We start from the raw sequence: 22,751 nt of genomic DNA on the forward strand, positions 1-22,751 counted from the left end.
CGCCGGCGCTGGCCGGAGCGTGCGGCTTTAGAGGGCGGGCTCGACAGAAAGCGGCCCGCGGGCGGTCATTTCAGGCCGACGTTCATGAATTGCGTCGGGCCGAACGGGTCGATCTTGAAGCCCGTCACGTTCTTGCTGATCGGCTGATAGACCGTGGAGTGGGCAATCGGCGTGAACGGCACCTGGTCCTTGAAGACCTCCTGGGCTTCCGTATAGGCCTTCGTGCGTTCGGCCAAATCGGTCGTGCCGCGGCCTTTTCTGATCAGGTCGTCGTAAGGCTTGTAGCACCATTTGGAAAAATTGCTGCCGTTGACCGCATCGCAGCCGAGCAGAACCCCGAGCCAGTTGTCGGGATCGCCGTAGTCGCCGGTCCATCCGATCAGCATCGCTTCGTGCTCGCCGGAGTGGCCGCGGCGAATGTACTCGCCCCATTCGTAGGTGGCGATCTTCACCTTCACGCCGATCTTCGCCCAATCGGCCTGCAGCATTTCCGCCATCAGCCGCGCGTTGGGGTTGTACGGCCGCTGAACCGGCATGGCCCACAGCGTCAGGTCGAAGCCGTCGGGATAGCCCGCCTGTTTGAGCAGCGCTTTCGCTTTGTCGACGTCGTAAGGCGCGTCCTTCAGATTCTTGTCGTAGCCCCATTGCGTCGGCGGCATCGGGTTGGTCGCCGCCTGGCCGGCGCCCTGGTAGACCGAGTCGATGATTGCTTTCTTGTTGATCGACATATCGAGCGCGCGGCGCACCAGCAGATTGTCGAGCGGCTTTTTGGTGTTGTTGTAGGCGATGTAGCCCAGGTTGAAGCCCACCTGGCTCGGCATGGCGAGCGATGCGTCGGCTTTCACCGCCGGGATATCGGCGGGCCGCGGATACGCCATTACCTGGCATTCGCCGCGTTTCAGTTTTTGCAGACGCACCGCCGGGTCCACCGTGATCGCGAATATCAGCTTGCTGACTCTCACGACGCCAGGTTTCCAGTAATCGGGATTGCCGTCGAAGCGGATCGAGTCGTCCTTCGTATAGCTGCGGAAAATGAACGGGCCGGTGCCGACCGGATACTGGTTGATGTCCGACGCCTTACCCGCCTTCAACAACTGATCGCCATATTCGGCCGAGAGAATCGACGCAAACGGCATCGCGATCTGCTGCAAAAACGGCGCATCGACTTCCTTCAGCGTGAAGCGCACGGTGTACGGATCGAGCTTCTCGACCTTCGTGATGTTCCTGGCGAGCCCGAGATCGGAGAAATACGGGAACGGCACCGGATACGCCTTGCGGAACGGCTGCTCGGGATCGAGCATCCGCTGATAGGTGAAGACGACGTCGTCCGCGTTGAATTCGCGGGTCGGCTTGAAGAACGGCGTGGTCTGAAACTTCACGCCGCGCCGCAGATGGAACGTGTAGGTCAGGCCGTCGGGCGACACATCCCACTTCTCGGCGAGGCCCGGCTCGATATCGGTGCTGCCGTGCGCGAACTCGATCAACCGGTTATAGACGGTGTACGAGCCCGCGCTGAACTCGACGCTGGTGGTGTACTGCGCGGTGTCGAAGCCCGCGGGACTGCCCTCGGAACAGAACACGAGCGTTTTGTCGGGCAAGGTGGCGGCGCCCGCGGGCGCGAGGCCGGCAGAGAGCGCCGCGCAGGCGCTCAACGCGGGAAGGCAGATATGGCGAACTGCAAACAGCAACCTGGATACTGTCATCACGTTCTCCGCACGGCAGCCACGTCAGCTGCGCCTCGATCATAGACAGCACAAAAAACGGCTTCAATGCGGGCTTACGTGTTGCAAGGTGAGACGGAATGGATCGCTTTGTGACGCGTCGCGCGGATTTGCGAGTCGAGCATTCCGGCGGCGTTGCCGTTGGCGGCGACGCTGCCCCGCCGCGGATTTCCGCGCGCGCCATTTCTTTCGATGCAAAAAAAACCGCGCGGCCGGGTAAGCCGCGCGGTTTTCATCCATCAAATCGGCGCCGGGACTTCCAGGCGTCTTACACGCCCAGCCGTTCGCAGATCGCCTTGGTCGCCGCGGCGCCGTTCAGCGTGTAGAAGTGCAGGCCCGGCACCTTCGCGTCGATCAGACGCCGGCACAGGTCCGTCACCACGTCGAGACCGAACGCGCGGATCGCCTCGCGGTCGTCGCCGAAGCTTTCCAGCCGGCGCGCGACCCAGCGCGGCACTTCCGCGCCGCACATCTCCGAGAAACGCATGAGTTGCGAGAAGTTCGTGATCGGCATGATGCCGGGCACGATCGGCACGTCGACGCCGAGTTTCCTGGCGTCGTCGACGAAACGGAAGTACGCGTCCGCGTTGAAGAAGTACTGCGTGATCGCCGAATTGGCGCCGGCCTTCACCTTGCGGGCGAAGTTCGCCAGATCGTGATCGGGCGAGCGCGACTGCGGATGGTACTCCGGGTAGCCGGCCACCTCGATCCAGAACCAGTCGCCGAATTCGGCGCGGATAAAGCTCACCAGTTCCGACGCATAGCGCAATTCGCCGACCGCGCCCATGCCGGACGGCAGATCGCCGCGCAGCGCGACGATATGGCGGATGCCATGCGCGCGGTACTCGTTGAGGATCGCGCGCAGGCTCTCTTTCGAGGAGCCGATGCACGACAGGTGCGGCGCCGCCTCGAGGCCTTCCTTCGCCATATCGACGACGGTATCGAGCGTGCCCTGTTGCGTCGAGCCGCCGGCGCCGAACGTGACGGACACGAACTTCGGCTTGAGCAACGCGAGCTGCGTGCGCGTGGCGCGCAGCTTGTCGACGCCTTCCTGCGTTTTCGGCGGGAAGAATTCGAATGAAAGTTCGATCGGGTTCATGGTTCAGTCAATCAACCGAGACTGCGGTTGCCGAAAATAAGTGCGGACAGCAGCCATGAAACGATGCTGTACAGAATCGAGCCGAAGAACGCCGACCAGAAACCCGACACCTCGAAGCCCTTCAGCAGCGACGCGCCCAGCCAGAAGCACAGCGCATTGACCACCAGAATGAAGATTCCGAGCGTGAGGATCGTGACGGGCAGCGTTAGCAGGATCAGCACCGGCCGCAGAATCGTATTGATCAATCCGAGCACCACCGCGACGATCAATGCGGTGCCGAAACTGCGGATATGAATCGACGGAACGAGGTAGGTGATGATCAGCAGCGCAAGCGCGTTGATCAGCCAGGTCAGCAGCACGGTCATGTAGAGCTCCTTGCAGGCAGGATGTCCATTGAACGGGAAGGCGGGCATGGTGAACGAGGCGGCGCATCGTGCGCCGCCTCGTGCTTAAACCGTCATGCTTTCAGACCGCCCGCATCTTTAATAGCGGTAGTGGTTAGGCTTGAACGGGCCGTTCTTGTCGACGCCGATATAACCGGCCTGCGCGTCGGAGAGCACCGTGAGGTTCGCGCCGATGCGCGCCAGATGCAGGCGCGCCACCTTCTCGTCCAGATGCTTCGGCAGCACGTACACCTTGTTCTCGTACTTGTCGCCTTGCGTGAACAGTTCGATCTGCGCGAGCGTCTGGTTCGTGAACGAGTTCGACATCACGAACGACGGGTGGCCGGTCGCGCAACCGAGGTTCACCAGACGGCCTTCGGCCAGCAGGATCACGCGCTTGCCGTCCGGGAAAATGATGTGGTCGACTTGCGGCTTGATGTTGTCCCACTGGTACTGGCGGGTCGACGCCACGTCGATTTCCGAATCGAAGTGACCGATGTTGCAGACGATCGCGTTGTGGCGCATCGCCTTCATGTGATCGTGGTTGATCACGTGGTAATTGCCGGTGGCCGTCACGAAGATGTCGGCCTTGTCCGCCGCGTATTCCATCGTCACGACGCGGTAGCCTTCCATCGCCGCTTGCAGCGCGCAGATCGGATCGATTTCGGTGACCCACACCGTCGCGCCCAGGCCGCGCAGCGATTGCGCGCAGCCCTTGCCCACGTCGCCGTAACCGGCCACCACCGCGATCTTGCCCGCGATCATCACGTCGGTTGCGCGCTTGATGCCGTCGACCAGCGACTCGCGGCAGCCATACAGGTTGTCGAACTTAGACTTGGTGACCGAGTCGTTGACGTTGATCGCCGGGAACGGCAGGCGGCCTTCCTTTTCCATCTGATACAGACGGTGCACGCCGGTGGTGGTTTCTTCCGTCACGCCCTGGATGTGCGCGAGGCGCGTGGAGTACCACGTCGGGTCCGCGTCCAGATGACGTTCGATCGACTTGTACAGCGCGACTTCTTCTTCGTTGGTCGGCTTGGCGATCACCGAGCGGTCTTTCTCCGCCTTCGAGCCGAGAATCAGCAGCAACGTGGCGTCGCCGCCGTCGTCGAGGATCATGTTGGCGAATTCGCCGTTCGGCCATTCGAAAATGCGGTGCGAGAATTCCCAGTATTCGTCGAGCGATTCGCCCTTGAACGCGAACACCGGCGTGCCGGCCTTGGCGATCGCGGCGGCGGCGTGGTCCTGCGTCGAGAAGATGTTGCACGATGCCCAGCGCACGTCGGCGCCGAGCGCGGTCAGCGTCTCGATCAGCACGCCGGTCTGAATGGTCATGTGCAGCGAACCCGCGATGCGCGCGCCCTTCAGCGGCTGCTGCGCCTTGTATTCTTCGCGCGTTTGCACGAGGCCGGGCATTTCCGTCTCGGCAATGTTCAGTTCCTTGCGACCCCAGTCGGCAAGCGACATGTCGGCAACGATGTAATCCTGGGAAGCTTGGGAATCGATAACTGCGGCGTTCATCACGCCCTCCTTTCTAAGAAATTGACTAGAAATTTGACGTGAGCGCGGTTCGATGCGGTGGATCGGAACGCGCGATGCGCATCCGACCCTTCCGATTGAAGCCTTCGAGCCTGGCGGGCGGCCGGCGAATGCAGATTCGCGGTACCCGTCGCAACGCTCCTCGAAGACGAACGGCGATTGTAGCAAATCGAGATGGCTTCGGGGCGTGGATCGGGTATGCGAGCGGGTTGTTTTCCGGATACGGAAAACCGCTGCGGGGAACAGCTGGGCGGGCGTCCCCGTGATGTGTGGGCGTTGCGGGGCCGAGCGGCCTGCGCGTTATACAGCGGGCGCGGCGGGCTCCTGCGCCATGTTCGCCGTTCGCAGTTGCGCGATGCCAGCGCGCGCGGTCTCGACAAACTGCCTCGAATACCTGAACGCATCGGCGACGTCGGCGGGATGCACGGTGGCCATCCCGAGCGCGATGCGGAAGTAGCGCTCGGCGTGGATGCCCGCGTGGTAATGCATGCGCACGCGCTTCGCATCGTCGAGGCGGCGGTTGCCGAAAATGTCGCGCAGCGCCCACGAAAACGCGCCGTCTTCGCCGCCCCGAACGCGAAACGCGTCGTCCATTGGGAAACCGCCGAGCGCGGCGTAGGCCGCGCGGCGAATGATCAGGCTGCTCGGCACCGTATTGCTGAGCGTCGCGGCGTGTTTGGCGAAATCGGCGTGGCCGGTGATGTCGGCTGGAAAACCGGTGTATTCGACGTCGAGCCGCACGGACACTTCTGTCGGGTTCTTCGCGAGAAACGAGCTTGCCGCGGCAAGCGCGCCGGGCAGGTATTCGGCGTCGAGGAAGGCGAGCAGATCGTGTGAAGCATGCAGCGCGCCCCAGTTGCGCGCCCGCGCGGGGCCGCCGTTTTGAGGCATTCGCAACAGGCCCACGCGCGGATCGAGGCTGCCGCACTCGGCCACGATGTCGGCCGACGCGTCGGTCGAACCGTCGTCGACGACGATGATCTGCGCGACTTCGGGCTGAATCTGGCCGCTGCGCAGCGCACGGACAACCGTCGCGGCGCCGTTGTAGCAGGGAATGATGATCGAAATGGGCTTCATGATGAGGACCTGCGCCAGGGCGCCGACGGTGGAAAGCCGCCAATCTTATCCGCGCTGAAACGGCAAGCATCCTGAAAAGCCGCGCGGCGCCCGCGCGCGCCGCCGTCGCATAAATATGGTGACTTACAATCATGCCGGTCATTCCAATCTGGAATTCTGGAGCCGGAGATCGTGGAACTACGTGCGCTGCGGTATTTCGTCGAAGTGGTACGCCAACAGAGCTTCACCGTGGCAGCCGAGCAGATGTTCGTGACGCAGCCCACCATCAGCAAGATGGTCAAGTCGCTGGAGGACGAAATCGGCTCTCCGCTGCTGTTGCGTGACGGCCGCCAGATGGTGCTGACCGACGCCGGCCGGATCGTCTACCAGCGCGGCGAGGACGTGCTGGCGGCGCACGCGCAATTGCAGGCCGAACTGAACGATCTCGACACGCTCGGCCGCGGCGAACTCACCATCGGCATTCCGCCGATGGGCGGTTCGCTTTTCACGCCCACCATCGCCGCGTTCCGCCAACGCTACCCGAAAATCGACCTCAAGCTGTTCGAGCAAGGCTCGCGCGCGATCGAAACGGCGCTGATCAACGGTGAACTGGAACTGGGCGGCGTGCTGCAACCGGTCGACCCCGAAAACATCGACGTGCTGCCGATCACGCACCAGTTGCTATGGCTCGTCGCGCGCACCGGCTCGCACTGGGACGATCTGCACGAGGTGCCGCTCGCCCAACTCGCCAACGAGCCGTTCGTGTTCTACGGCGAGAGCCTCGCGCTCAACGACGTGGTGTTGAATGCCTGCCGCGCGGCCGGCTTTGCGCCGACCATCGTCGGACGCAGCGGGCATTGGGATTTCATGGCGGCACTGGTGCTGGCCGGCGTCGGCATCGCGCTGCTGCCCGCGCCCTATTGCCGGCGGCTCGATGCCGCGCAGTTCACCTGCCGGCCGGTCGTGGAACCGGAAATTCCGTGGGAAATGGCGATCGGCTGGCGCCGCAACGGCTATCTGTCGCACGCCGCGCGCGCGTGGCTCGAGGTGGCGCGCGAGACGCTGCCGGGCCAGGCCGGCGATGATTTCATGCTGGGGCCGGGTATCGGGATCAAGGGAATCACGGGGATCACGGACATCGCAGGCATTACCGCGCCCGCTCCGACACCGCCCGTCAAATGAAAAATGCCGCCCGGCGCGAGCCGGGCGGCATGGCACAAACGCTCGATAAAGGCGCGCTTACTGCTGCGCGACGAACTCGATGCGGCGGTTGGCGAAACGGCCGCTCGCCGTATCGTTGCTCGCGACCGGACGCGCATCGCCGTAACCCTGCGCGATCAGCGAATCAGCCGGCACGCCAGCCTTGACGAGATACGCGCGGATGGCTTGGGCTCGCTTCTTCGAGAGTTGCAGATTGGCTTGCTCGCCGCCCACGTTGTCCGAATAGCCGGCCACTTCGAGCTTGACCGCCTTGCCGTTGCGCGCGCATGCAGCAAGCACCTGCGCGGACTGGTTCAGGTCCTCCCGCGCCGAAGCCGGCACCTGATTGCTGGCGTTCGCGAAGTTGATCACTTGCAGATTCAGCACCTTCACGATGTCCGCTGACGCGCATGCGTTGTCCGGAGCCAGCAGCCCCTTGATCGCGCCGCGGAAGCTTTCCGTTGCGTTGGCCACGGCCTGCTCGACGTTGAACGACCCGATCTGATACGACGCGCCGAACAGCGACTTCAGCTTATCGAGCCAGCCGAGCTTCGCGTTGGCCGCGCTGCCGCTCAGTTCGATGCGCGTGCCGTCCACTTTCGCTTCCGCGCCCGGCAGGGCCATCAACGGCAAAAGGCCCTCGAGACGCGCGAGCCAGTCGGCCGGCTTGGTGTCCGCATCGATCGCGACGTTCGCGACGAAGTTGTTCGCGCCGAGACGCTGCGTCAGCGCGTCGATGAACTGCTTGCGTTCCGCTTCGCTGCCGAGCGTTGCGGTGAGGGTCGGCTTGCCGGCGGCGTCGACGGTGAAGCTGAGCTGACTGTTCCTGGTCGGCACGGGCGCGGCGGCCGCTTGCTCCACGGCGCTGGCGACACTGGCGGCACTCGCCGCAGGGGCGGCGCTGGCCGCGGCAGGCTGTGCAGCCGCCGCGGCATCCGCATTGGCGCGCGTGGCGCTTTGCTCGCCTTGACACCCGCGCAGGAACAGGAAAGCGAGCACGGCCGCAATGGCCGCGAGCAGCCACCACAACCAACCGCGCGAGCGGCGCTCTTCGCGCACCACCGCGTCGGCGGGCACCTGGACCGTTGCCTGGCTGGGGTGCCCTGGCTTGGCCGCGGGCGTGGGATGGTCGACGTGAGACGAAACCGCTTTCAACTGCGCCAGCACGCTGCCGGCGAAACCGCCAAGCCCGCCCAAACCGAGTGCGGCCATGAGGCTGTCGTTCAGATGCGGCGCAATGAGCGGCAATTGATGACCCAACAGCGTGGGTAACTGGCCGACATTGCCGCGCGCTTCGAGGAAATGCCGCTTGAGCACGCCGAGCACCGTTGCGCCGACGATGCCGGTCAGCGCATGCGTGGCGTGCGCCGGCACGCCGGTTTGCGTGGCGACCTCGTCGCTGAGGGCATCGACGCGGCGTTCCAGCACGCGTTCGAGCAACTGACGCCCCGCGCCTTCGAGCTGGCTTACGCCGCCGGTGCTGCCGAGCAATTGCGGCAGTTGTTCGGCAATGTGTCCGTTCACCTCGGGCGAGAGAATCGTGGCGAACAGCGACCGCGCGCCTTCCAGCGTCGCTCCCTTTTGCATCAGGCCGGCGACCACTGCCGGAGCAAGGGTGGCAAACACCTTCCGCGTCGCCTCCGGCGGCAGTCCGAGACGGGATCCCAGTTGCTGCACGACCCCGTCCGTCAGTGCGGACTGAATCAGCTGAATCACATTGATGCTCATCGCTTCACTTCCTCGAATTTCCCGAGCGCGCCACCTGACGCGCTCCTCTTTTGGCGGCGCGATTATAGGTTCGGGAAAATCTCATAAAAGAAGCAGCACAATTTATGACGAATAGACCGACGTTCGACTAATTTCTCCTATGTTTGAACGTTGGATCTCAAGCGAACCCCGCTAAGGCGGCATTCGCCGACGCCGCCGCCCACAGCGTTTCTACTTCGCGACGAGCCGCCGCAATCAGGTCGGCTGCGCGCTCGCCGATCATCACGGTCGGCGCGTTGGTGTTGCCGCCGATCAGCGTCGGCATCACCGATGCATCCACGATCCGCAGCCCCGTCACGCCGCGCACGCGCAACTGCGGATCGACCACCGAGCGCGCGTCGCCGCCCATCCGGCAGGTCGCCACCGGGTGATAGATCGTGTCCGCGTGCTCGGCGATGGTCCGGCGCAATTCGTCCTCGGCTTGGCCGGCATGCGTATAGAGTTCCCTGCCGCCGTGCAGCGCGAGCGATGGCGCATCGAGAATGCGCCGCGCCATCCGTGTGCCTTCCACCAGCAGATCAAGGTCGCGCGAATCGCTGAAGAAACGCGGATCGATCACCGGCGCCACGCGCGCATCGGCGCTCGCGAGCGTCACGCTGCCGCGGCTCTTCGGCCGCAGGACGCACACGTGCAGCGAATAGCCATGACCCCAATGCATATGGCGGTTGTGATCGTCGACCAGCGCGGCGCAAAAATGCAGTTGCAGGTCGGGGCGCGCGAGCGTCGGACGGCTCCTCAGAAAGCCGCCTGCCTCGGCCACATTGCTCGACAACATGCCGCGCCCGTGGCGCATGAAGGTGACGAACTGCGGCAGCAATCGCGCGATGCCGCGAATCGAATAGCCGGTCGGCTCGATCGACGCAACCCGTTTGTTGATAGTGAAATCGACGTGGTCGATCAGGTTCTGGCCGACCTCAGGCGCATCGTGCAGCACCGCGATGCCGAGCGCTTGCAGATGCGCTGCAGGCCCGATGCCCGAGCACATCAGCAGTTGCGGCGAATTGAATGCGCCCGCCGCCAGCACCACCTCGGCGCGTGCCTCCAGCGTTTCGATGCGACCGCCGCGCACGACCTCGACGCCGCTCGCGCGCTTGCCGTCGAACACGACGCGCAGCACCGTCGCGTCGGCGATCGTATGGAGATTGGGGCGCGCGCGATCGTAGATATACGCGCGCGCCACGCTGCAGCGGCGACCGTCGCGCTGCGTCACCTGATAGAAGCCGATGCCTTCCTGGTCCTCGGCGTTGAAATCGCTGTTCGCCTTGTAGCCGGCTTCGATGGCGGCCTGCACGAAGCGCTTCGAAAACGGATTCCGGTAGCGCAGGTCGGACACCGTCAGCGGACCGCCAGCGCCGTGCCATGCATCGGCGCCGCGCTCGTTGTCCTCGGCGCGGCGGAAATAAGGCAACACCTGCGCCCACGACCAGCCCTCGCAGCCCAGTTGCGCCCATTCGTCGTAATCGAGCGGATGGCCGCGCGTATAGATCATCGCGTTGATCGCACTCGATCCGCCGAAGCCGCGCCCACGTGGCTGATAGCCTTGCCGTCCGCCGAGTCCCGCTTGCGGCGTGGTCAGATACCCATAATTGGTCTTGAGCTTGTTCGGCACCACCACCGCCACGCCCACCGGCATGTTGACGAACAGATTGCGCTGCGTGTGCGGGCCGGCTTCGATCAGCGCGATCGTCGCGTCGGGGCAGTGGTCGGCGAGACGGCTCGCCAGCGAGCAACCGCCCGAGCCTGCACCGACGATGAGGTAGTCGTATTGCATCCTCTCCTCCTGATGGTCCGCGTTGCTCGCGAATCCTGTCTCGTGCCGATCGGCGTTAGCGCTTTAGCGGTTACTTCGATCCCATGCAATTTATTGCGGCACACTTGTCTACGTGTGTTTCACGGCATTGTAGGGAGCCTTCCCACGCGACGGCGGCTTCGCGTCAGAGCGGTTACTCTAAACGGAAGCACCCCCGCGACCCTATGATGAAAGACGCGCAGACGCCGGCCGCACGGCCGCGCGCGGCATTCAAACACGGCGTGGCGCACGCCGTCCCCCAGCGTGCGACATGACACGCGGCGATCAAACAGCACACCGTCGATCAGCACCGGCGAGCCTGCGGTGAGCATCCGGTGAACGGAGACAGCACATGCAACAGCACAGCTTCGGCCAGACTCACGAAGTGACGAATCAGGTCCCGCCGCTGACGGATTACAACCTGTTCGCGCGCGACGCCGCGTTGTCCGCCGCCCTCGATCGCGAAGCCGCCGCATGGCATCGCGACGCGCTGCTGCGGCATGGCGCGGCGCTCACGACGCCCGACACGCTCGCACTCGCGGAGCTGGCGAATCGTCATCCGCCTGAATTGTTCACGCACAGCCCGCGCGGCGAACGCATCGACGCGCTCGAGTTTCATCCCTCGTGGGATACGCTGTTGTCGCTGTTGCGGCGCGAAGGTCTGCACGCGCTGCCGTTTTCCGATCCGCGAAGTGGCGCGATGGTCGCGCGCTGCGCCGGTTACTTCCTGCATGCGCAAATCGAATCCGGTTCGCTCTGCCCGCCGACCATGACCTTTGCGAGCATTCCGGTGTTGCAGCGCGAACCCGCGTTGTTCGACACGTTGCGCGACAAGCTCTACACGCGCGAGCACGATCCGCGCGACGTGCCGCTCACGCAGAAAACGTCGGCGATGATCGGCATGGGCATGACCGAAAAACAAGGCGGCTCGGACGTGCGCAGCAACCAGACTCGCGCCCACGCAACCACAGGCGGCGGGCGCGGCGGCGAATACCGGCTCGTCGGTCACAAATGGTTTTTCTCCGCGCCGCAATGCGACGCGCACCTCGTGCTCGCCCGCACCGGCGATCACGAAGGCCTTTCGTGTTTCTTCGTGCCGCGCTTCGCGCCGGACGGCAGCAAGAACGCGGTGCAGATTCAGCGTCTGAAGGACAAGCTCGGCAACCGTTCGAATGCGAGCAGCGAAGTCGAATTTCTCGACGCGTTCGGCATCATGATCGGCGACGAAGGACGCGGTGTGCCGACCATCATCGAAATGGCGAACTACACCCGGCTCGATTGCGTGATCGGCAGCGCCGCGCTGATGCGCGCGGCGTTGGTGCAGGCGATTCATCATGCGCGGCATCGCAGCGCGTTCGGCCGGCATCTGGCCGAGCAGCCGCTGATGCGCAACGTGCTGGCCGATCTGGCGTTGGAGTCGGAGGCGGCCACGCTGCTGTTCATGCGTCTCGCGCGCGCGTTCGAGGCATCGGCCGATGCGGCGAACGCGCCGCCCGCCGAGCGCGCATGGCGGCGCATCGTCACTCCGGCGGCGAAGTATTGGGTCTGCAAGCGCACGCTGGAATTCACCGGCGAGGCGATGGAAGTGTGGGGCGGCAACGGATATGTCGAAACCGGTCCGATGGCGCGCTTCTATCGTGAGGCACCGGTCAATTCCATCTGGGAAGGCTCGGGTAACGTCATGTGCCTCGACGTGTTGCGCGCGCTGGAGCGCGAGCCGGAAGCCGCGCAGGCGCTGTTCGCCGCATGGCAAGCGGACGCGCAAGGGCATCCGGCATTGAGCGCCGCGCTCGCCAAGCTCGCCGCCACGCTCGGCGCGCCGGCCGGTCATCGCGAAGGCGCGGCGCGGCGGATCGCGCAACAGATCGTGCTGATCGCGCAGGCCAGCTTGCTCGTGAAGCACGCGCCCGGCGAGATCGCCGACGCCTTCATCGCCACGCGTCTTGCCGAAGGCTGCGGCGAAAGCGGCCGGGTGTACGGCACGCTGCCGGTCACGTTCGATCATGCGGCGATCATCGAACGGGCTTTTCCGGCGTGATCGTCAGAGGCGCTCCGATATATCCATCAGGGAGAGGACCAACATGAAGAACGATCTGCCGGAGGTCGCCGCGCTCGAAGCGCTGCTGCGCGAGCAGCGCCATGCTTATTTGCGCGCGCCGTATCCGTCATGGGAAACGCGCGCCGCGCATCTGCAGGCGTTGCGCAAAGTCCTGCTCGACAACCGCGACGCGCTCGCCGACGCGATGAACGCCGACTTCGGCAACCGCGCGAAAGAGGAAGTGCTGCTCGCCGAATTCCTGCTGGTGAAGGAAGAGATCGACGGCGCGCTCAGACACGGCAAACGCTGGATGAAAGCGCAGCGCCGCCGCACCAACAAATGGCTGCTGCCCGCGCGCGCCAAGGTCGTGCCGCAGCCGCTCGGCGTGGTCGGCATCATCGTGCCGTGGAATTATCCGGTGCTGCTTGCCGCCGGGCCGCTGATCAGCGCATTGAGCGCCGGCAATCGCGCGATCATCAAAATGTCGGAACTGACGCCGCGCACCTCGGCGCTGTTCGAGCAACTGATCGGCCAGACCTTCGCGCGCGATCACGTCGCGGTGGTGAACGGCGACGCCGCGCTCGCCGCCGCGTTCAGCGCGCAGCCGTTCGACCATTTGCTGTTCACCGGCTCGACCAAGGTCGGCCATGAAGTGATGCGCGCCGCCGCGGAGCATCTGACGCCGGTCACGCTGGAACTGGGCGGTAAATCGCCCGCGCTGATCGCCCCGCAGGCGCGCTTCGACAACGCGGTGGACAACCTCGTCGCCGGCAAGACGCTCAACGCGGGACAAACCTGCGTCGCGCCGGATTACGTGCTGGTGCCGCGCGGCACGGAGCAGGCGTTCATCGAACGGGCGCGCGCGCGAATGGCGAAGCTGTATCCCGGCTTCGCCGGCAATCGCGATTACACGTCAATCATTTCGGAGCGCCACTTTGCGCGCCTTCAGCGTCTCGCCGACGAGGCACAGGCCGCGGGCGCGCAACTGCACGCGCTCACCGACAGCGCGCCCGATGCGGCGAGCCGCCGTTTTCCGCTGATCGCGGTCACGCAGGCGCCGGACGACAGCACGCTGATGCAGGAGGAAATCTTCGGGCCGCTGCTGCCGATCGTGCCGTACGACACGCTCGACGACGCCATCGCGTGGATCAACGCCCGTCCTCGTCCGCTCGCGCTGTATCTATTCGCCGACGACGCCGCCACCATCGAACGCGTGACGCACGAAACGATCGCCGGCGGCATGGCGGTCAACGAAACGCTGATGCACCTCGCGTGCGAAAGCCTGCCGTTCGGCGGCGTGGGGGCGAGCGGAATGGGCGCGTATCACGGCTACGAAGGCTTCGTGACCTTCTCGAAGATGAAGCCGGTGCTGACGCAAGCGCGTCTGAATGCCCGTGGATGGATCGCGCCGCCGTATGGCAAGCGGGTCAACGCGCTGCTTAAGTTGATGATGCGGTTTTGATGCGAACGGCGGCTGGCGGCCCATTGCACTGACGAGGTGGGGCTAGACGTTGCGGGTCGCAGCGGACGCACACCCCACCCCGCTCACCGCCCGGCGCTACCGCCGATCTCGGTGGCGACCACGTCGATCACATCCTGCGCGCCGGCATTCGCGCCCTGCGCCGGCGTCTCGGCGCCGCTTTCCAGCCGATGCAGCCACGCGAGCAATTCCGCCACCGCCTGATAAAGCTGCGGCGGAATTCGCGCGTCGAGGTCCACCTGCATCAGCAGCGAGACCATTTCCGGCGCCTCGTGCACATACAGGCCGGCTTCCTTGGCCCGCTGCACGATCATGTCGGCCAGCAGCCCATAGCCCTTGGCGACCACGCGCGGCGCGGGATCGCCGCCTTGGGCGTCATAGACGAGCGCTGCCGCGCTGCGGCGATGCTTGCGGCTCATCACATGTCCCAATCGAAATCGTCGAGCGGCGCGTTTTCCGTGCGGCTCACGCGCGCCGCACGGCGTCCGCTCGCGGCCTTGGCCGCAGCCGAACCGGCCGAACCGGCCGAACTCGCCGCGCCCATCGGAGCACCCGCCGACGCGGAACGCGCATACGCCGAAGCCGCCGCCTGCGCAGCCGCCGCGGCGCCCGCGTCGGCTGCGCCCATGACAGGCGCGCCGCCGCCGATCTCGCGAATCGTCAAGCCGTTCAGTTCGATGCCCGCCGCCGCGAGCCGCTGACGAAAACTCTCGCCCTGCTGCGCGAGCCGCGCCGCGCCGCCGGGGCTCGCCTGCACGCGCGCCGTGAGCCGCGTGCCGATCAGCGTCAAATCCGCATCGACGGTGCCGAGCGTCGGCAGCGACAGCGTCAGACGCGTGCGCCACGGATGGTCGTCCTCGCTTGCCGCACCGCCGCCGCTGCGGTCCCATTCGTCGCCTTCCTGCTCGATGGTCCAATCGAGCTTGGCGCCCGGCCACGCCTCGCCGGTCCAGCGAAACTGCCCGGTCGCGAGCAGATCCAGTTGCTGACGCACCAGCGACACGGTCGCCGGATGAACCGCCGCCGCCATCGATTGCGGATTCTGCGACGCGCCGCCGTCGGCGAGCTGCGCGGCCGCGCCGTGCGGATTGGCGTGCGCGGGCTGGCCGTTCAGGTCGGAAAGCGAACTCGCCAGCACCTCGCCGGCCACGAAACGGGCGGCCTGCGCGGTCTGGATCGAGGGCATCGCGCGAGCCGCGGCGTTGGCATCCGGCGCGCCGTTCGGCGGACCATTCGGCGCGGCGCCCGTGCCTTGCCGCGTGGCGGGATTGGCGGGCGACGCGTCCCCGGCGTCGTTCGCCCAGTCGAGCGGCAATTGCGCGGCGGCGGCCACCAGCTTGTTCTGCGCCTCGCCGGCAAGCGTCGCGGGCGAACGCTGTCCCGCCAGCCATTGCGCGAGATGCGCTTCGTAGAAAAGACCGCTGTCGCCGACCGTCTGTTCGAGCGCCGCCGCAAGCGCCGCGACCGGCACCTGGGCCGCCGCCACATGGGCGCTGGCCGCCGTCGCGGCGGTGTTCGGATTGGCGGTCGAAGCAGTCGAAGCGGCTGGCGTGTTGGTCGAGTTCGCGGCACTACCGGCAGCCGGCGTATCAAACAGCGGCAAGCCCACTTCGACATCGAGCGCGGGTGCGGCGGGCCAGATGGGCATCTGGCCGAGTACGGCGGGGGTCGCCTCGCCGCCCGAGCGCACGATCGCGTTGAGCGCGAGCGCGACGGCGGACAGCGCGGTTTGCGCGGAAGGCTGCGGCGCGGGCGTGGCAACGGGAGGCGCGGTGGTCGGCGCGGTGTCGACGCCCGCCGCGCCGGTTTGCGACGCGGCCGCGCTGCCGGGCGCGATATTGAGCAGACTGTCGACCCGGCTCGCGAGCACCGAGGTAAGGGCCGTGTCGATTCCGTTCATGCCGGTTCCTTGGTCACATTGGCGGCAGCGCGCTCAACCGCATGCGGTCGGCGGATTCATGCGGGCAAGCCGTCGCGGCGCCGGCGCGCACACTCAGCGCGCGCCGTACAACTCCTTGAGCAGGCGAGTCGGCCGTCCGGCGAACAGCGCCGACAGCGTCGCCATGCGCGGATTCGCCAGATCGCGGATCGCCGCGTCGTCCGCGAGAATCTGCCGGATCAGCGCGTATTTGCGCAGGCGCTCGGCTTCATCCAGCTTCACGCCGTTCTCCGCGTCCCGCAGCGCCTCCACCAGGTTCCGGTACTCCTCCTGCAGGAGCACCAGATCGTTCCACAGGGCGCGCCGGGCGGCTGTCAGCATGCGGCGGGAAATCGCTGCAATCGCCTCGTAGCGGGCGAAATATTCTGCGTTCGATGTCATCTCATGCTTTCCGCGGCCGGCTGGGCTGCCATCCGCGCGATCTCCGGGGCAATCCCGATCCAGGCCTCTTCGAGCGTCGCGAGCAGGCCATCCACCTCGACCAGCATTGCTTCGCTCTGTTTGATGTTGGCTTCGAGCAGCCGGCGCGTCATATAGCTGTACAACGCGTCCAACCGCTCCGCAATCTCGCCGCCCGCCTCGAGGTTGAGCGACTGCTGCAGCCCGCTTTCGACGATCTGAATCGCCTTGCCGACCGCCTCGCCACGAGCCGGCACGTTGCCCTGCTGCAAATGCATGCGCGCTTGCGCAATGGCCTGCCGGGCCCCTTGATACAACATCACGATCAGACGATGCGGACTCGCGCCCATCACCCCTGTCTCGACGCCGACGCGAGCGTACGCATTGGCTCCAGAGTGTCCTGGGGAAAACATCGGCGCTCCTCCTCTCTTGCACTGTGGTTGGTCGCGGCACCCCGTCCGGGTACGTCGCCGCGCCCCGATTCATGCCTGTATCTGGTTATCGGATAGGCGGCGGGAAAGCTTTAGGCCAGCGTAAGGAGGATCGAGGGGGCCGGGTGGCGCGGCCGGCAGCGGCCGCATGGCGGGCGCGCGGGCAGCGTGGCTCGGGCGGGCCGAACAGCCTTGCCGCCCGAAACACGGTTCAGACTTGCATCTGCATGATGTCGTTATAGGCGGACACCAGTTTGTTGCGCACCTGCAAGCCGAACTGGAAGCCGACGTTGGCCTTCTGCATGTCGACCATCACGTCGTTCAGCGACACGTTCGACGCGCCGAGTTCGAACGCCTGCGATTCGCCGATCGCCTTAGTCTGATCGCCGCTGATCTTGTCGAGCGACGCCTTCAGCGCGGAGGCGAAACCGCTGGGGGTCGCCGCGCCGGACTGGCCGGCCACCGGGCTGCCGCCGCCGGCCGCTTGGGCCGCCAGCGACTGCATCTGTTGCAGCGCCGACGAGAGCGCGTTCACGGGCAAAGTCATGTTCTCTCCAGGGAATGACGACCGGCATGCGAGAAACCGTGCCGATCTGGACGAAAGCATAGCAGCGGCCCCCGCGCGAAAGCCCCCAAACTAGGGGGAAAACCCGGCTCTATTCAAGCAATCGGGTCGGGCCGCCCTGCGGATAATTTCAACGGTGAAAGTCTCTGTCCATACGCCCGCCGACCTCGGCGCCGCCACGCGACAGAAACGCAAAGGCATCCCGGAGATACCCGACGCATGGATTCGTCAGCCAACTCTTTGATCAACCCCGACGCCCGCATGGGGCTGGCCGGCGCGCAGCCCGGCGCCGGCACGGCCGGCCCCGGCCAGCCTGGCGCCGCCGCGGACCTCGGCGGACTGGGGAGCACCCTCGGCGGCAATTTCGGCCAGCGCCTGTCGGGCCTCGCGCAAATGCGCGGCAACCCGCGCGCGCCGCTGATCTTCGCGGTCGCGCTGCTGGTCGCCATCGTGGCGGGCCTGTTCCTGTGGTCGCGCGCGCCGGACTACAAGGTGCTCTACAGCAATCTGTCGGACCGCGACGGCGGCGCCATCATCACCGCGCTCCAGCAGGCCAACATTCCCTACAAGTTCTCCGAAGCCGGCGGCGCGATCCTCGTGCCGGCCGAGCAGGTGCACGAAATGCGTCTGCGGCTCGCCTCGCTGGGCTTGCCCAAGAGCGGCTCGGTCGGCTTCGAATTGATGGACAACCAGAAGTTCGGCATCAGCCAGTTCGCCGAGCAGATCAACTATCAGCGCTCGCTGGAAGGCGAGCTGGAGCGCACGATCCAGTCGATTTCGACGGTGAAGTCGGCGCGCGTGCATCTGGCGATTCCGAAGCCCTCCGTGTTCGTGCGCGACAAGGAAGCGCCGTCGGCCTCCGTGCTGGTGAACCTCTACCCCGGCCGCGCGCTCGACGAGGGCCAGGTGCTGGCGATCACCCATATGGTGGCGTCGGCGGTACCGGACATGCCGGTGAAAGGCGTGACCATTCTCGACCAGGACGGCAACCTGCTGACACAGCCGTCCACCGGCAGCGGACTCGACGCCTCGCAACTGAAGTACCGCCAGCAGATCGAGCGCAGCACCCAGCAGCGCATCGACGCGATCCTCGCGCCGCTGTTCGGCTCGGGCAACGCGCATTCGCAGGTCAGCGCCGACATCGACTTCTCGCACAGCGAGCAGACCTCGGAGAACTACGGCCCGAACGGCAACCCGCAACAGGCGGCGATCCGCAGCCAGCAATCGAGCACCGCCACCGAACTGGCGCAAGCCGGCGCCTCGGGCGTGCCGGGCGCGCTGTCGAACCAGCCGCCGCAGCCGGCCTCCGCGCCGATCAATGCGCCGGTCGGCGCGAGCGGCGTGACGACCACGCCGGTCAGCGACCGCAAGGATTCGACCACCAACTACGAGCTCGACAAAACGGTGCGCCACCTCGAACAGCCGATGGGCGGCATCAAGCGTCTGTCGGTGGCCGTGGTGGTCAACTATCTGCGCGTGGTCGACGCCAAGGGCCACGCGACGATGCAGCCGGTCACCGCCGACAAGCTCGCCCAGGTCAACCAGTTGGTGAAGGACGCGATGGGCTTCGACGCGGCGCGCGGCGACTCGGTCAACGTGGTCAACAGCCCGTTCACCGCCGACCTCGACCCGAACGCCGACGTGCCGTGGTGGCGCACCCCCGACATGATCGCGCTCGCCAAGCAGATCGCCACGTATCTCGGCATCGGCGCGGTCGCCCTGTTCCTCTACTTCGTGATGGTGAAGCCGGCGCTGCGCCGCGCTTTCCCGCCGCCGGAGCCGGTCGCCGCCGCGGCGCTGCCGTCGCCGGACGAGCCGGTCCTGCTGGACGGCATTCCCGCCGCCGAGCGCGAGGGCGCGGTGGTCGAGCTGGAAGCCGACAACGAGAAGCTCGCGCTCGAACACGCAAGACACAAATATGAGCGGAACCTGGAATTCGCGCGCAGCATCGCGCGCCAGGATCCGAAGATCGTTGCAACCGTCGTGAAAAATTGGGTGTCCGATGAGCGCTGAAGGCGTAATGAAGAGCGCGCTCCTGCTGATGTCGATCGGCGAGGAAGAAGCCGCGCAGGTGTTCAAGTTCCTCGGGCCGCGCGAGGTCCAGAAGATCGGCGTGACGATGGCCGCGCTGAAGAACATCACGCGTGAACAGATCGACGACGTCCTGCAGGAGTTCGTGCGCGAGGCCGAGAAGCATACGGCGCTGTCGCTCGATTCGAGCGACTACATCCGCTCGGTGCTGACCAAGGCGCTCGGCGACGACAAGGCCGGCGCGATCATCGACCGGATCCTGCAAGGCAGCGATACCAGCGGTATCGAGGGCCTCAAGTGGATGGATTCGGCGGCGGTGGCGGAACTCATCAAGAACGAGCACCCGCAGATCATCGCGACCATCCTCGTGCACCTGGACCGCGATCAGGCCTCGGAGATCGTCGCCTGCTTCACCGACCGGCTGCGCAACGACGTGCTGCTGCGCATCGCGACGCTCGACGGCATCCAGCCGGCCGCGCTGCGCGAACTCGACGACGTGCTCACGGGTCTTCTGTCCGGCAGCGACAACCTGAAGCGCAGCCCGATGGGCGGGATTCGCACGGCGGCCGAAATTCTCAACTTCATGTCGAGCAATCACGAGGAAGGCGTCATCGAGAACGTTCGCCAGTACGACGCCGAACTCGCGCAGAAGATCATCGACCAGATGTTCGTGTTCGAGAACCTGCTCGACCTGGAAGACCGCGCGATCCAGTTGCTGCTGAAGGAAGTCGAGTCCGAGGCGCTGATCATTTCGCTGAAGGGCGCGCCGCCCGCGCTGCGCCAGAAGTTCCTCTCGAACATGTCGCAGCGTGCCGCCGAACTGCTCGCCGAAGACCTCGACGCGCGCGGTCCGGTGCGGGTCTCCGAAGTCGAGACGCAGCAGCGCCGCATCCTGCAGATCGTGCGCAACCTCGCGGAAAGCGGCCAGATCGTGCTAGGCGGCAAGGCGGAAGATGCGTATGTCTAATCGCAACTCCACGGCGAAGGAACGGCTCTCGGCCTACCAGCGCTGGGAGATGGCCTCGTTCGATCCGGCGCCGCCCGCGCCGCCCGAACCCGAAGTCGACGACGGCGCGTTCGAAGCCGAACTCGAACGGCTGCGCGAGGCCGCGCACGCGCAGGGCATCGCGTCGGGGCACGTGGCCGGCCAGGCGCTCGGCTACCAGGCCGGTTATGACCAGGGTCATGCGCAGGGCTTCGAGCAAGGCCAGAGCGAAGCGCGCGAACAGGCGGCGCAATTGGCCGCGCTCGCGCAAACCTTCAAGGCCGCGCTCGACGGCGCGCAGGGCGCGATCTCCGAGACGCTGGTCGCGCTCGCGCTGGACATCGCGCAACAGGTCGTGCGCCAGCACGTGCAGCACGATCCGACCGCGCTGATCGCCGCCGCGCGCGAGGTGCTGGCCGCCGAGCCCGCGTTGATCGGCGCGCCCGCACTGATCGTGAGCCCCGCCGATCTGCCGGTCGTCGAAGCCTATCTGCTGGAAGAACTGCAAACGCGGGGCTGGACCGTGCGCACCGATCCGTCGGTGGAGCGCGGGGGCTGCCGCGCGCAAGCCGGCTCCGGCGAAGTGGACGCCGGCATCGACACGCGCTGGGAGCGCGTCGCCGCCGCACTCGGCAAGGTGAGCACATGGTGAAGCCGACGATCGAGGAAATCCGCGCCAGCGATCTGACGCCGCTCGAACGCGAGCTCGCGCTGGCGTCGTTCGGCGCCGAGGCGCTGGCGGAAGAACCGGCGGCGGCCACGCCCGCCGCGGCCGCGGTCGCGGCCATCGACGCCGCGTTGCGCGATGAGGCGGCGGGCCATCTCACGACGGGCACCTCGGGCGCATCGGCGCGCCGCGAATCCGCCACGTCGAACGTTGCGTTGAACGCGGCCTCGCGCGCCGCTTCGACCGTTGCCGCGCATGCGCCCTACGATCCCGCGCTCGACAGCAATCCGCACATGCAAGCCTGGCGCGGCAAGCTCGACGCGCTGCGCGCGCGCAACGCGATCGCCAAGCCGATGCGCGCCTGCGGGCGTCTGACGCGCGCCGCCGGCCTCGTGCTCGAAGCCGTCGGCCTGCGTCTGTCGGTGGGCGCCGAAGTGATGATCGAACTGCCGCCCGGCAGTTCGCTGCCGATGGCCGAAGCCGAAGTGGTCGGCTTCTCCGGCGACAAACTGTTTCTGATGCCGACCACCGAGGTGATCGGCCTTCTGCCCGGCGCGCGCGTCTATCCGCTCGAAAGCGCGCCGATCGCCGACCCGATGGCGGGCGCGAAGCGCCTGCCGGTCGGCTGGGAATTGCTCGGCCGCGTGCTGGACGCGTCCGGCCGGCCGCTCGACGGCCTGGGCCCGCTCGGCGCGCACGCCGACGCGCCGCTGTCCGCGCCGGTCATCAATCCGCTGAACCGCGAACCGATTCACAAGGTGCTCGACGTCGGCGTGCGCGCGATCAACGCGCTGTTGACCGTGGGCCGCGGCCAGCGGATGGGCCTCTTCGCCGGGTCGGGCGTCGGTAAATCGGTGCTGCTCGGCACGATGGCGCGCTACACCAGCGCCGAGGTGATCGTGATCGGGCTGATCGGCGAACGCGGCCGCGAAGTGAAGGAATTCATCGAACAGATTCTCGGCGAGGAAGGCCTCGCGCGCTCGGTGGTGATCGCCGCGCCCGCCGACGTCTCGCCGCTTCTGCGGATGCAGGCCGCGTCGTATTCCACCTCCCTCGCCGAATATTTCCGCGATCAGGGCAAGCACGTGCTGCTGCTGATGGATTCGCTGACCCGTTACGCGATGGCGCAGCGCGAGATCGCGCTCGCCGTGGGCGAGCCGCCCGCCACCAAGGGCTATCCGCCTTCGGTGTTCGCCAAGCTGCCGGCGCTCGTCGAGCGCACCGGCAACGGCCCGGCGGGCGGCGGCTCGATCACCGCGTTCTATACGGTGCTCACCGAGGGCGACGACCAGCAGGACCCGATCGCCGACTCCGCGCGGTCGATTCTCGACGGCCACATCGTGCTGTCGCGCTCGCTCGCCGAGGCCGGTCACTATCCGGCAATCGACATCGAAGCGTCGATTAGCCGGGCAATGACCGCGCTGATCGACGATAACCATCTCGACAAAACGCGTATGTTCAAGCAGATGCTGTCGCGCTATCAGCGCAACCGCGATCTGATCAACGTGGGCGCTTATTCGAGCGGGCGCGACGCGCTGCTCGACCGCGCGATCGCGCTGTATCCGCGGATGGAAGCCTTCCTGCAGCAAGGTTTTCGCGAGTGCGCGAACTTTGAACCGAGTCTCGCGATGCTGGACGCGCTGTTTGCCCAAGGAGCCTGAC

General features: G+C 66.2%; 19 protein-coding genes and 1 riboswitch. Of the genes, 7 read left to right on the forward strand and 12 right to left on the reverse strand.

Annotated features, from left to right (window positions below; genetic code table 11):
* Positions 1 to 65: 65 nt before the first annotated feature.
* From CUJ90_RS17230 to CUJ90_RS17255, 5 genes are all read right to left on the reverse strand, one after another.
* On the reverse strand, positions 66 to 1,703 hold the full coding sequence (locus tag CUJ90_RS17230; RefSeq protein WP_114163271.1) for an ABC transporter substrate-binding protein: 1,638 nt from the start codon (positions 1,701 to 1,703) through the stop codon (positions 66 to 68).
* A gap of 286 nt (positions 1,704 to 1,989) precedes the next feature.
* The gene (gene metF / locus CUJ90_RS17240; protein WP_073427734.1) at positions 1,990 to 2,820 is read right to left on the reverse strand and encodes a methylenetetrahydrofolate reductase [NAD(P)H]; all 831 of its coding nucleotides are present in this window, start codon (positions 2,818 to 2,820) and stop codon (positions 1,990 to 1,992) included.
* An 11-nt stretch (positions 2,821 to 2,831) separates the two neighbouring features.
* Positions 2,832 to 3,185, reverse strand: a complete 354-nt coding sequence (locus CUJ90_RS17245; protein WP_073427735.1) for a phage holin family protein — start codon at positions 3,183 to 3,185, stop codon at positions 2,832 to 2,834.
* A gap of 117 nt (positions 3,186 to 3,302) precedes the next feature.
* Positions 3,303 to 4,724, reverse strand: coding sequence for an adenosylhomocysteinase (gene ahcY / locus CUJ90_RS17250; protein ID WP_114163273.1), 1,422 nt, complete (start codon positions 4,722 to 4,724; stop codon positions 3,303 to 3,305).
* Between the two features lie 33 nt (positions 4,725 to 4,757).
* Positions 4,758 to 4,892: riboswitch (S-adenosyl-L-homocysteine riboswitch) on the reverse strand.
* A 150-nt stretch (positions 4,893 to 5,042) separates the two neighbouring features.
* Positions 5,043 to 5,819, reverse strand: a complete 777-nt coding sequence (locus CUJ90_RS17255; RefSeq protein ID WP_114163274.1) for a glycosyltransferase family 2 protein — start codon at positions 5,817 to 5,819, stop codon at positions 5,043 to 5,045.
* Positions 5,820 to 5,990: 171 nt separating this feature from the next.
* Between CUJ90_RS17255 and CUJ90_RS17260 the strand changes: the two genes are divergently transcribed.
* Entirely contained in the window at positions 5,991 to 6,980 is a 990-nt protein-coding gene (locus CUJ90_RS17260) for a LysR family transcriptional regulator (protein ID WP_114163275.1), read from the forward strand.
* Positions 6,981 to 7,037: 57 nt separating this feature from the next.
* Here CUJ90_RS17260 and CUJ90_RS17265 read toward each other — a convergent pair whose 3' ends face one another.
* A complete protein-coding gene (locus tag CUJ90_RS17265; protein WP_114163276.1) occupies positions 7,038 to 8,726 on the reverse strand; it encodes an OmpA family protein in 1,689 nt (562 codons plus the stop codon).
* A gap of 157 nt (positions 8,727 to 8,883) precedes the next feature.
* Positions 8,884 to 10,536, reverse strand: coding sequence for a GMC family oxidoreductase (locus CUJ90_RS17270; protein ID WP_114163277.1), 1,653 nt, complete (start codon positions 10,534 to 10,536; stop codon positions 8,884 to 8,886).
* A gap of 370 nt (positions 10,537 to 10,906) precedes the next feature.
* Here CUJ90_RS17270 and CUJ90_RS17275 point away from each other — a divergent pair, with 370 nt between their 5' ends.
* Complete coding sequence (locus tag CUJ90_RS17275) at positions 10,907 to 12,592, forward strand: isovaleryl-CoA dehydrogenase (protein WP_114163278.1); 1,686 nt, start codon at positions 10,907 to 10,909, stop codon at positions 12,590 to 12,592.
* Positions 12,593 to 12,635: 43 nt separating this feature from the next.
* The gene (locus CUJ90_RS17280; RefSeq protein WP_114163279.1) at positions 12,636 to 14,054 is read left to right on the forward strand and encodes a coniferyl aldehyde dehydrogenase; all 1,419 of its coding nucleotides are present in this window, start codon (positions 12,636 to 12,638) and stop codon (positions 14,052 to 14,054) included.
* 83 nt (positions 14,055 to 14,137) lie between these two features.
* On the opposite strand, the gene CUJ90_RS17285 is transcribed toward CUJ90_RS17280, so the two are convergent.
* From CUJ90_RS17285 to fliE, 5 genes are all read right to left on the reverse strand, one after another.
* On the reverse strand, positions 14,138 to 14,491 hold the full coding sequence (locus tag CUJ90_RS17285; RefSeq protein ID WP_073427743.1) for an EscU/YscU/HrcU family type III secretion system export apparatus switch protein: 354 nt from the start codon (positions 14,489 to 14,491) through the stop codon (positions 14,138 to 14,140).
* Positions 14,491 to 15,972, reverse strand: a complete 1,482-nt coding sequence (gene fliK, locus CUJ90_RS17290) for a flagellar hook-length control protein FliK (RefSeq protein ID WP_114163280.1) — start codon at positions 15,970 to 15,972, stop codon at positions 14,491 to 14,493. The genes CUJ90_RS17285 and fliK overlap by 1 nt, the downstream gene beginning before the upstream one ends.
* Before the next feature lie 93 nt (positions 15,973 to 16,065).
* On the reverse strand, positions 16,066 to 16,392 hold the full coding sequence (locus CUJ90_RS17295; RefSeq protein WP_073427745.1) for a flagellar protein FliT: 327 nt from the start codon (positions 16,390 to 16,392) through the stop codon (positions 16,066 to 16,068).
* Positions 16,389 to 16,823 carry a flagellar export chaperone FliS gene (gene fliS, locus CUJ90_RS17300; RefSeq protein WP_073427746.1) on the reverse strand — a complete coding sequence of 145 codons (435 nt, stop codon included), beginning with the start codon at positions 16,821 to 16,823 and terminating at the stop codon, positions 16,389 to 16,391. The genes CUJ90_RS17295 and fliS overlap by 4 nt, the downstream gene beginning before the upstream one ends.
* Positions 16,824 to 17,052: 229 nt before the next feature.
* Positions 17,053 to 17,388, reverse strand: coding sequence for a flagellar hook-basal body complex protein FliE (gene fliE / locus CUJ90_RS17305; RefSeq protein ID WP_073427747.1), 336 nt, complete (start codon positions 17,386 to 17,388; stop codon positions 17,053 to 17,055).
* Positions 17,389 to 17,625: 237 nt separating this feature from the next.
* On the opposite strand from fliE, the gene fliF reads away from it, so the two are divergent.
* Genes fliF through fliI form a run of 4 tightly spaced genes read left to right on the forward strand, consistent with a single transcriptional unit; the run spans position 17,626 to position 22,750 of the window.
* Positions 17,626 to 19,419, forward strand: a complete 1,794-nt coding sequence (gene fliF, locus CUJ90_RS17310) for a flagellar basal-body MS-ring/collar protein FliF (protein WP_083085866.1) — start codon at positions 17,626 to 17,628, stop codon at positions 19,417 to 19,419.
* Positions 19,409 to 20,404, forward strand: a complete 996-nt coding sequence (gene fliG / locus CUJ90_RS17315) for a flagellar motor switch protein FliG (protein ID WP_073427749.1) — start codon at positions 19,409 to 19,411, stop codon at positions 20,402 to 20,404. The genes fliF and fliG overlap by 11 nt, the downstream gene beginning before the upstream one ends.
* Entirely contained in the window at positions 20,391 to 21,074 is a 684-nt protein-coding gene (gene fliH, locus CUJ90_RS17320) for a flagellar assembly protein FliH (protein WP_208645227.1), read from the forward strand. Before fliG ends, fliH begins: the two co-directional genes overlap by 14 nt.
* Positions 21,068 to 22,750 (forward strand): flagellar protein export ATPase FliI, encoded by a 1,683-nt coding sequence (fliI, locus tag CUJ90_RS17325; RefSeq protein WP_114163282.1) that lies wholly within the window; start codon positions 21,068 to 21,070, stop codon positions 22,748 to 22,750. The genes fliH and fliI overlap by 7 nt, the downstream gene beginning before the upstream one ends.
* Position 22,751 lies beyond the last annotated feature (1 nt).

Origin of the sequence: Paraburkholderia terricola, assembly GCF_003330825.1 — a bacterium.
Lineage (GTDB): Bacteria > Pseudomonadota > Gammaproteobacteria > Burkholderiales > Burkholderiaceae > Paraburkholderia > Paraburkholderia terricola.

Excerpts from the sequence above, each read along its gene's own strand:
- fliH (WP_208645227.1), top strand. The coding sequence starts at position 20,391 with ATGCGTATGTCTAATCGCAACTCCACGGCGAAGGAACGGCTCTCGGCC.
- fliS (WP_073427746.1), bottom strand. The coding sequence starts at position 16,823 with ATGTTTTCCCCAGGACACTCTGGAGCCAATGCGTACGCTCGCGTCGGC.
- CUJ90_RS17245 (WP_073427735.1), bottom strand. The coding sequence starts at position 3,185 with ATGACCGTGCTGCTGACCTGGCTGATCAACGCGCTTGCGCTGCTGATC.
- CUJ90_RS17280 (WP_114163279.1), top strand. The coding sequence starts at position 12,636 with ATGAAGAACGATCTGCCGGAGGTCGCCGCGCTCGAAGCGCTGCTGCGC.
- fliI (WP_114163282.1), top strand. The coding sequence starts at position 21,068 with ATGGTGAAGCCGACGATCGAGGAAATCCGCGCCAGCGATCTGACGCCG.
- fliE (WP_073427747.1), bottom strand. The coding sequence starts at position 17,388 with ATGACTTTGCCCGTGAACGCGCTCTCGTCGGCGCTGCAACAGATGCAG.
- fliG (WP_073427749.1), top strand. The coding sequence starts at position 19,409 with ATGAGCGCTGAAGGCGTAATGAAGAGCGCGCTCCTGCTGATGTCGATC.
- CUJ90_RS17255 (WP_114163274.1), bottom strand. The coding sequence starts at position 5,819 with ATGAAGCCCATTTCGATCATCATTCCCTGCTACAACGGCGCCGCGACG.
- fliK (WP_114163280.1), bottom strand. The coding sequence starts at position 15,972 with ATGAACGGAATCGACACGGCCCTTACCTCGGTGCTCGCGAGCCGGGTC.
- CUJ90_RS17295 (WP_073427745.1), bottom strand. The coding sequence starts at position 16,392 with ATGACATCGAACGCAGAATATTTCGCCCGCTACGAGGCGATTGCAGCG.
- ahcY (WP_114163273.1), bottom strand. The coding sequence starts at position 4,724 with ATGAACGCCGCAGTTATCGATTCCCAAGCTTCCCAGGATTACATCGTT.
- CUJ90_RS17265 (WP_114163276.1), bottom strand. The coding sequence starts at position 8,726 with ATGAGCATCAATGTGATTCAGCTGATTCAGTCCGCACTGACGGACGGG.
- fliF (WP_083085866.1), top strand. The coding sequence starts at position 17,626 with ATGGATTCGTCAGCCAACTCTTTGATCAACCCCGACGCCCGCATGGGG.
- CUJ90_RS17275 (WP_114163278.1), top strand. The coding sequence starts at position 10,907 with ATGCAACAGCACAGCTTCGGCCAGACTCACGAAGTGACGAATCAGGTC.
- CUJ90_RS17270 (WP_114163277.1), bottom strand. The coding sequence starts at position 10,536 with ATGCAATACGACTACCTCATCGTCGGTGCAGGCTCGGGCGGTTGCTCG.
- CUJ90_RS17230 (WP_114163271.1), bottom strand. The coding sequence starts at position 1,703 with ATGACAGTATCCAGGTTGCTGTTTGCAGTTCGCCATATCTGCCTTCCC.
- metF (WP_073427734.1), bottom strand. The coding sequence starts at position 2,820 with ATGAACCCGATCGAACTTTCATTCGAATTCTTCCCGCCGAAAACGCAG.
- CUJ90_RS17285 (WP_073427743.1), bottom strand. The coding sequence starts at position 14,491 with ATGAGCCGCAAGCATCGCCGCAGCGCGGCAGCGCTCGTCTATGACGCC.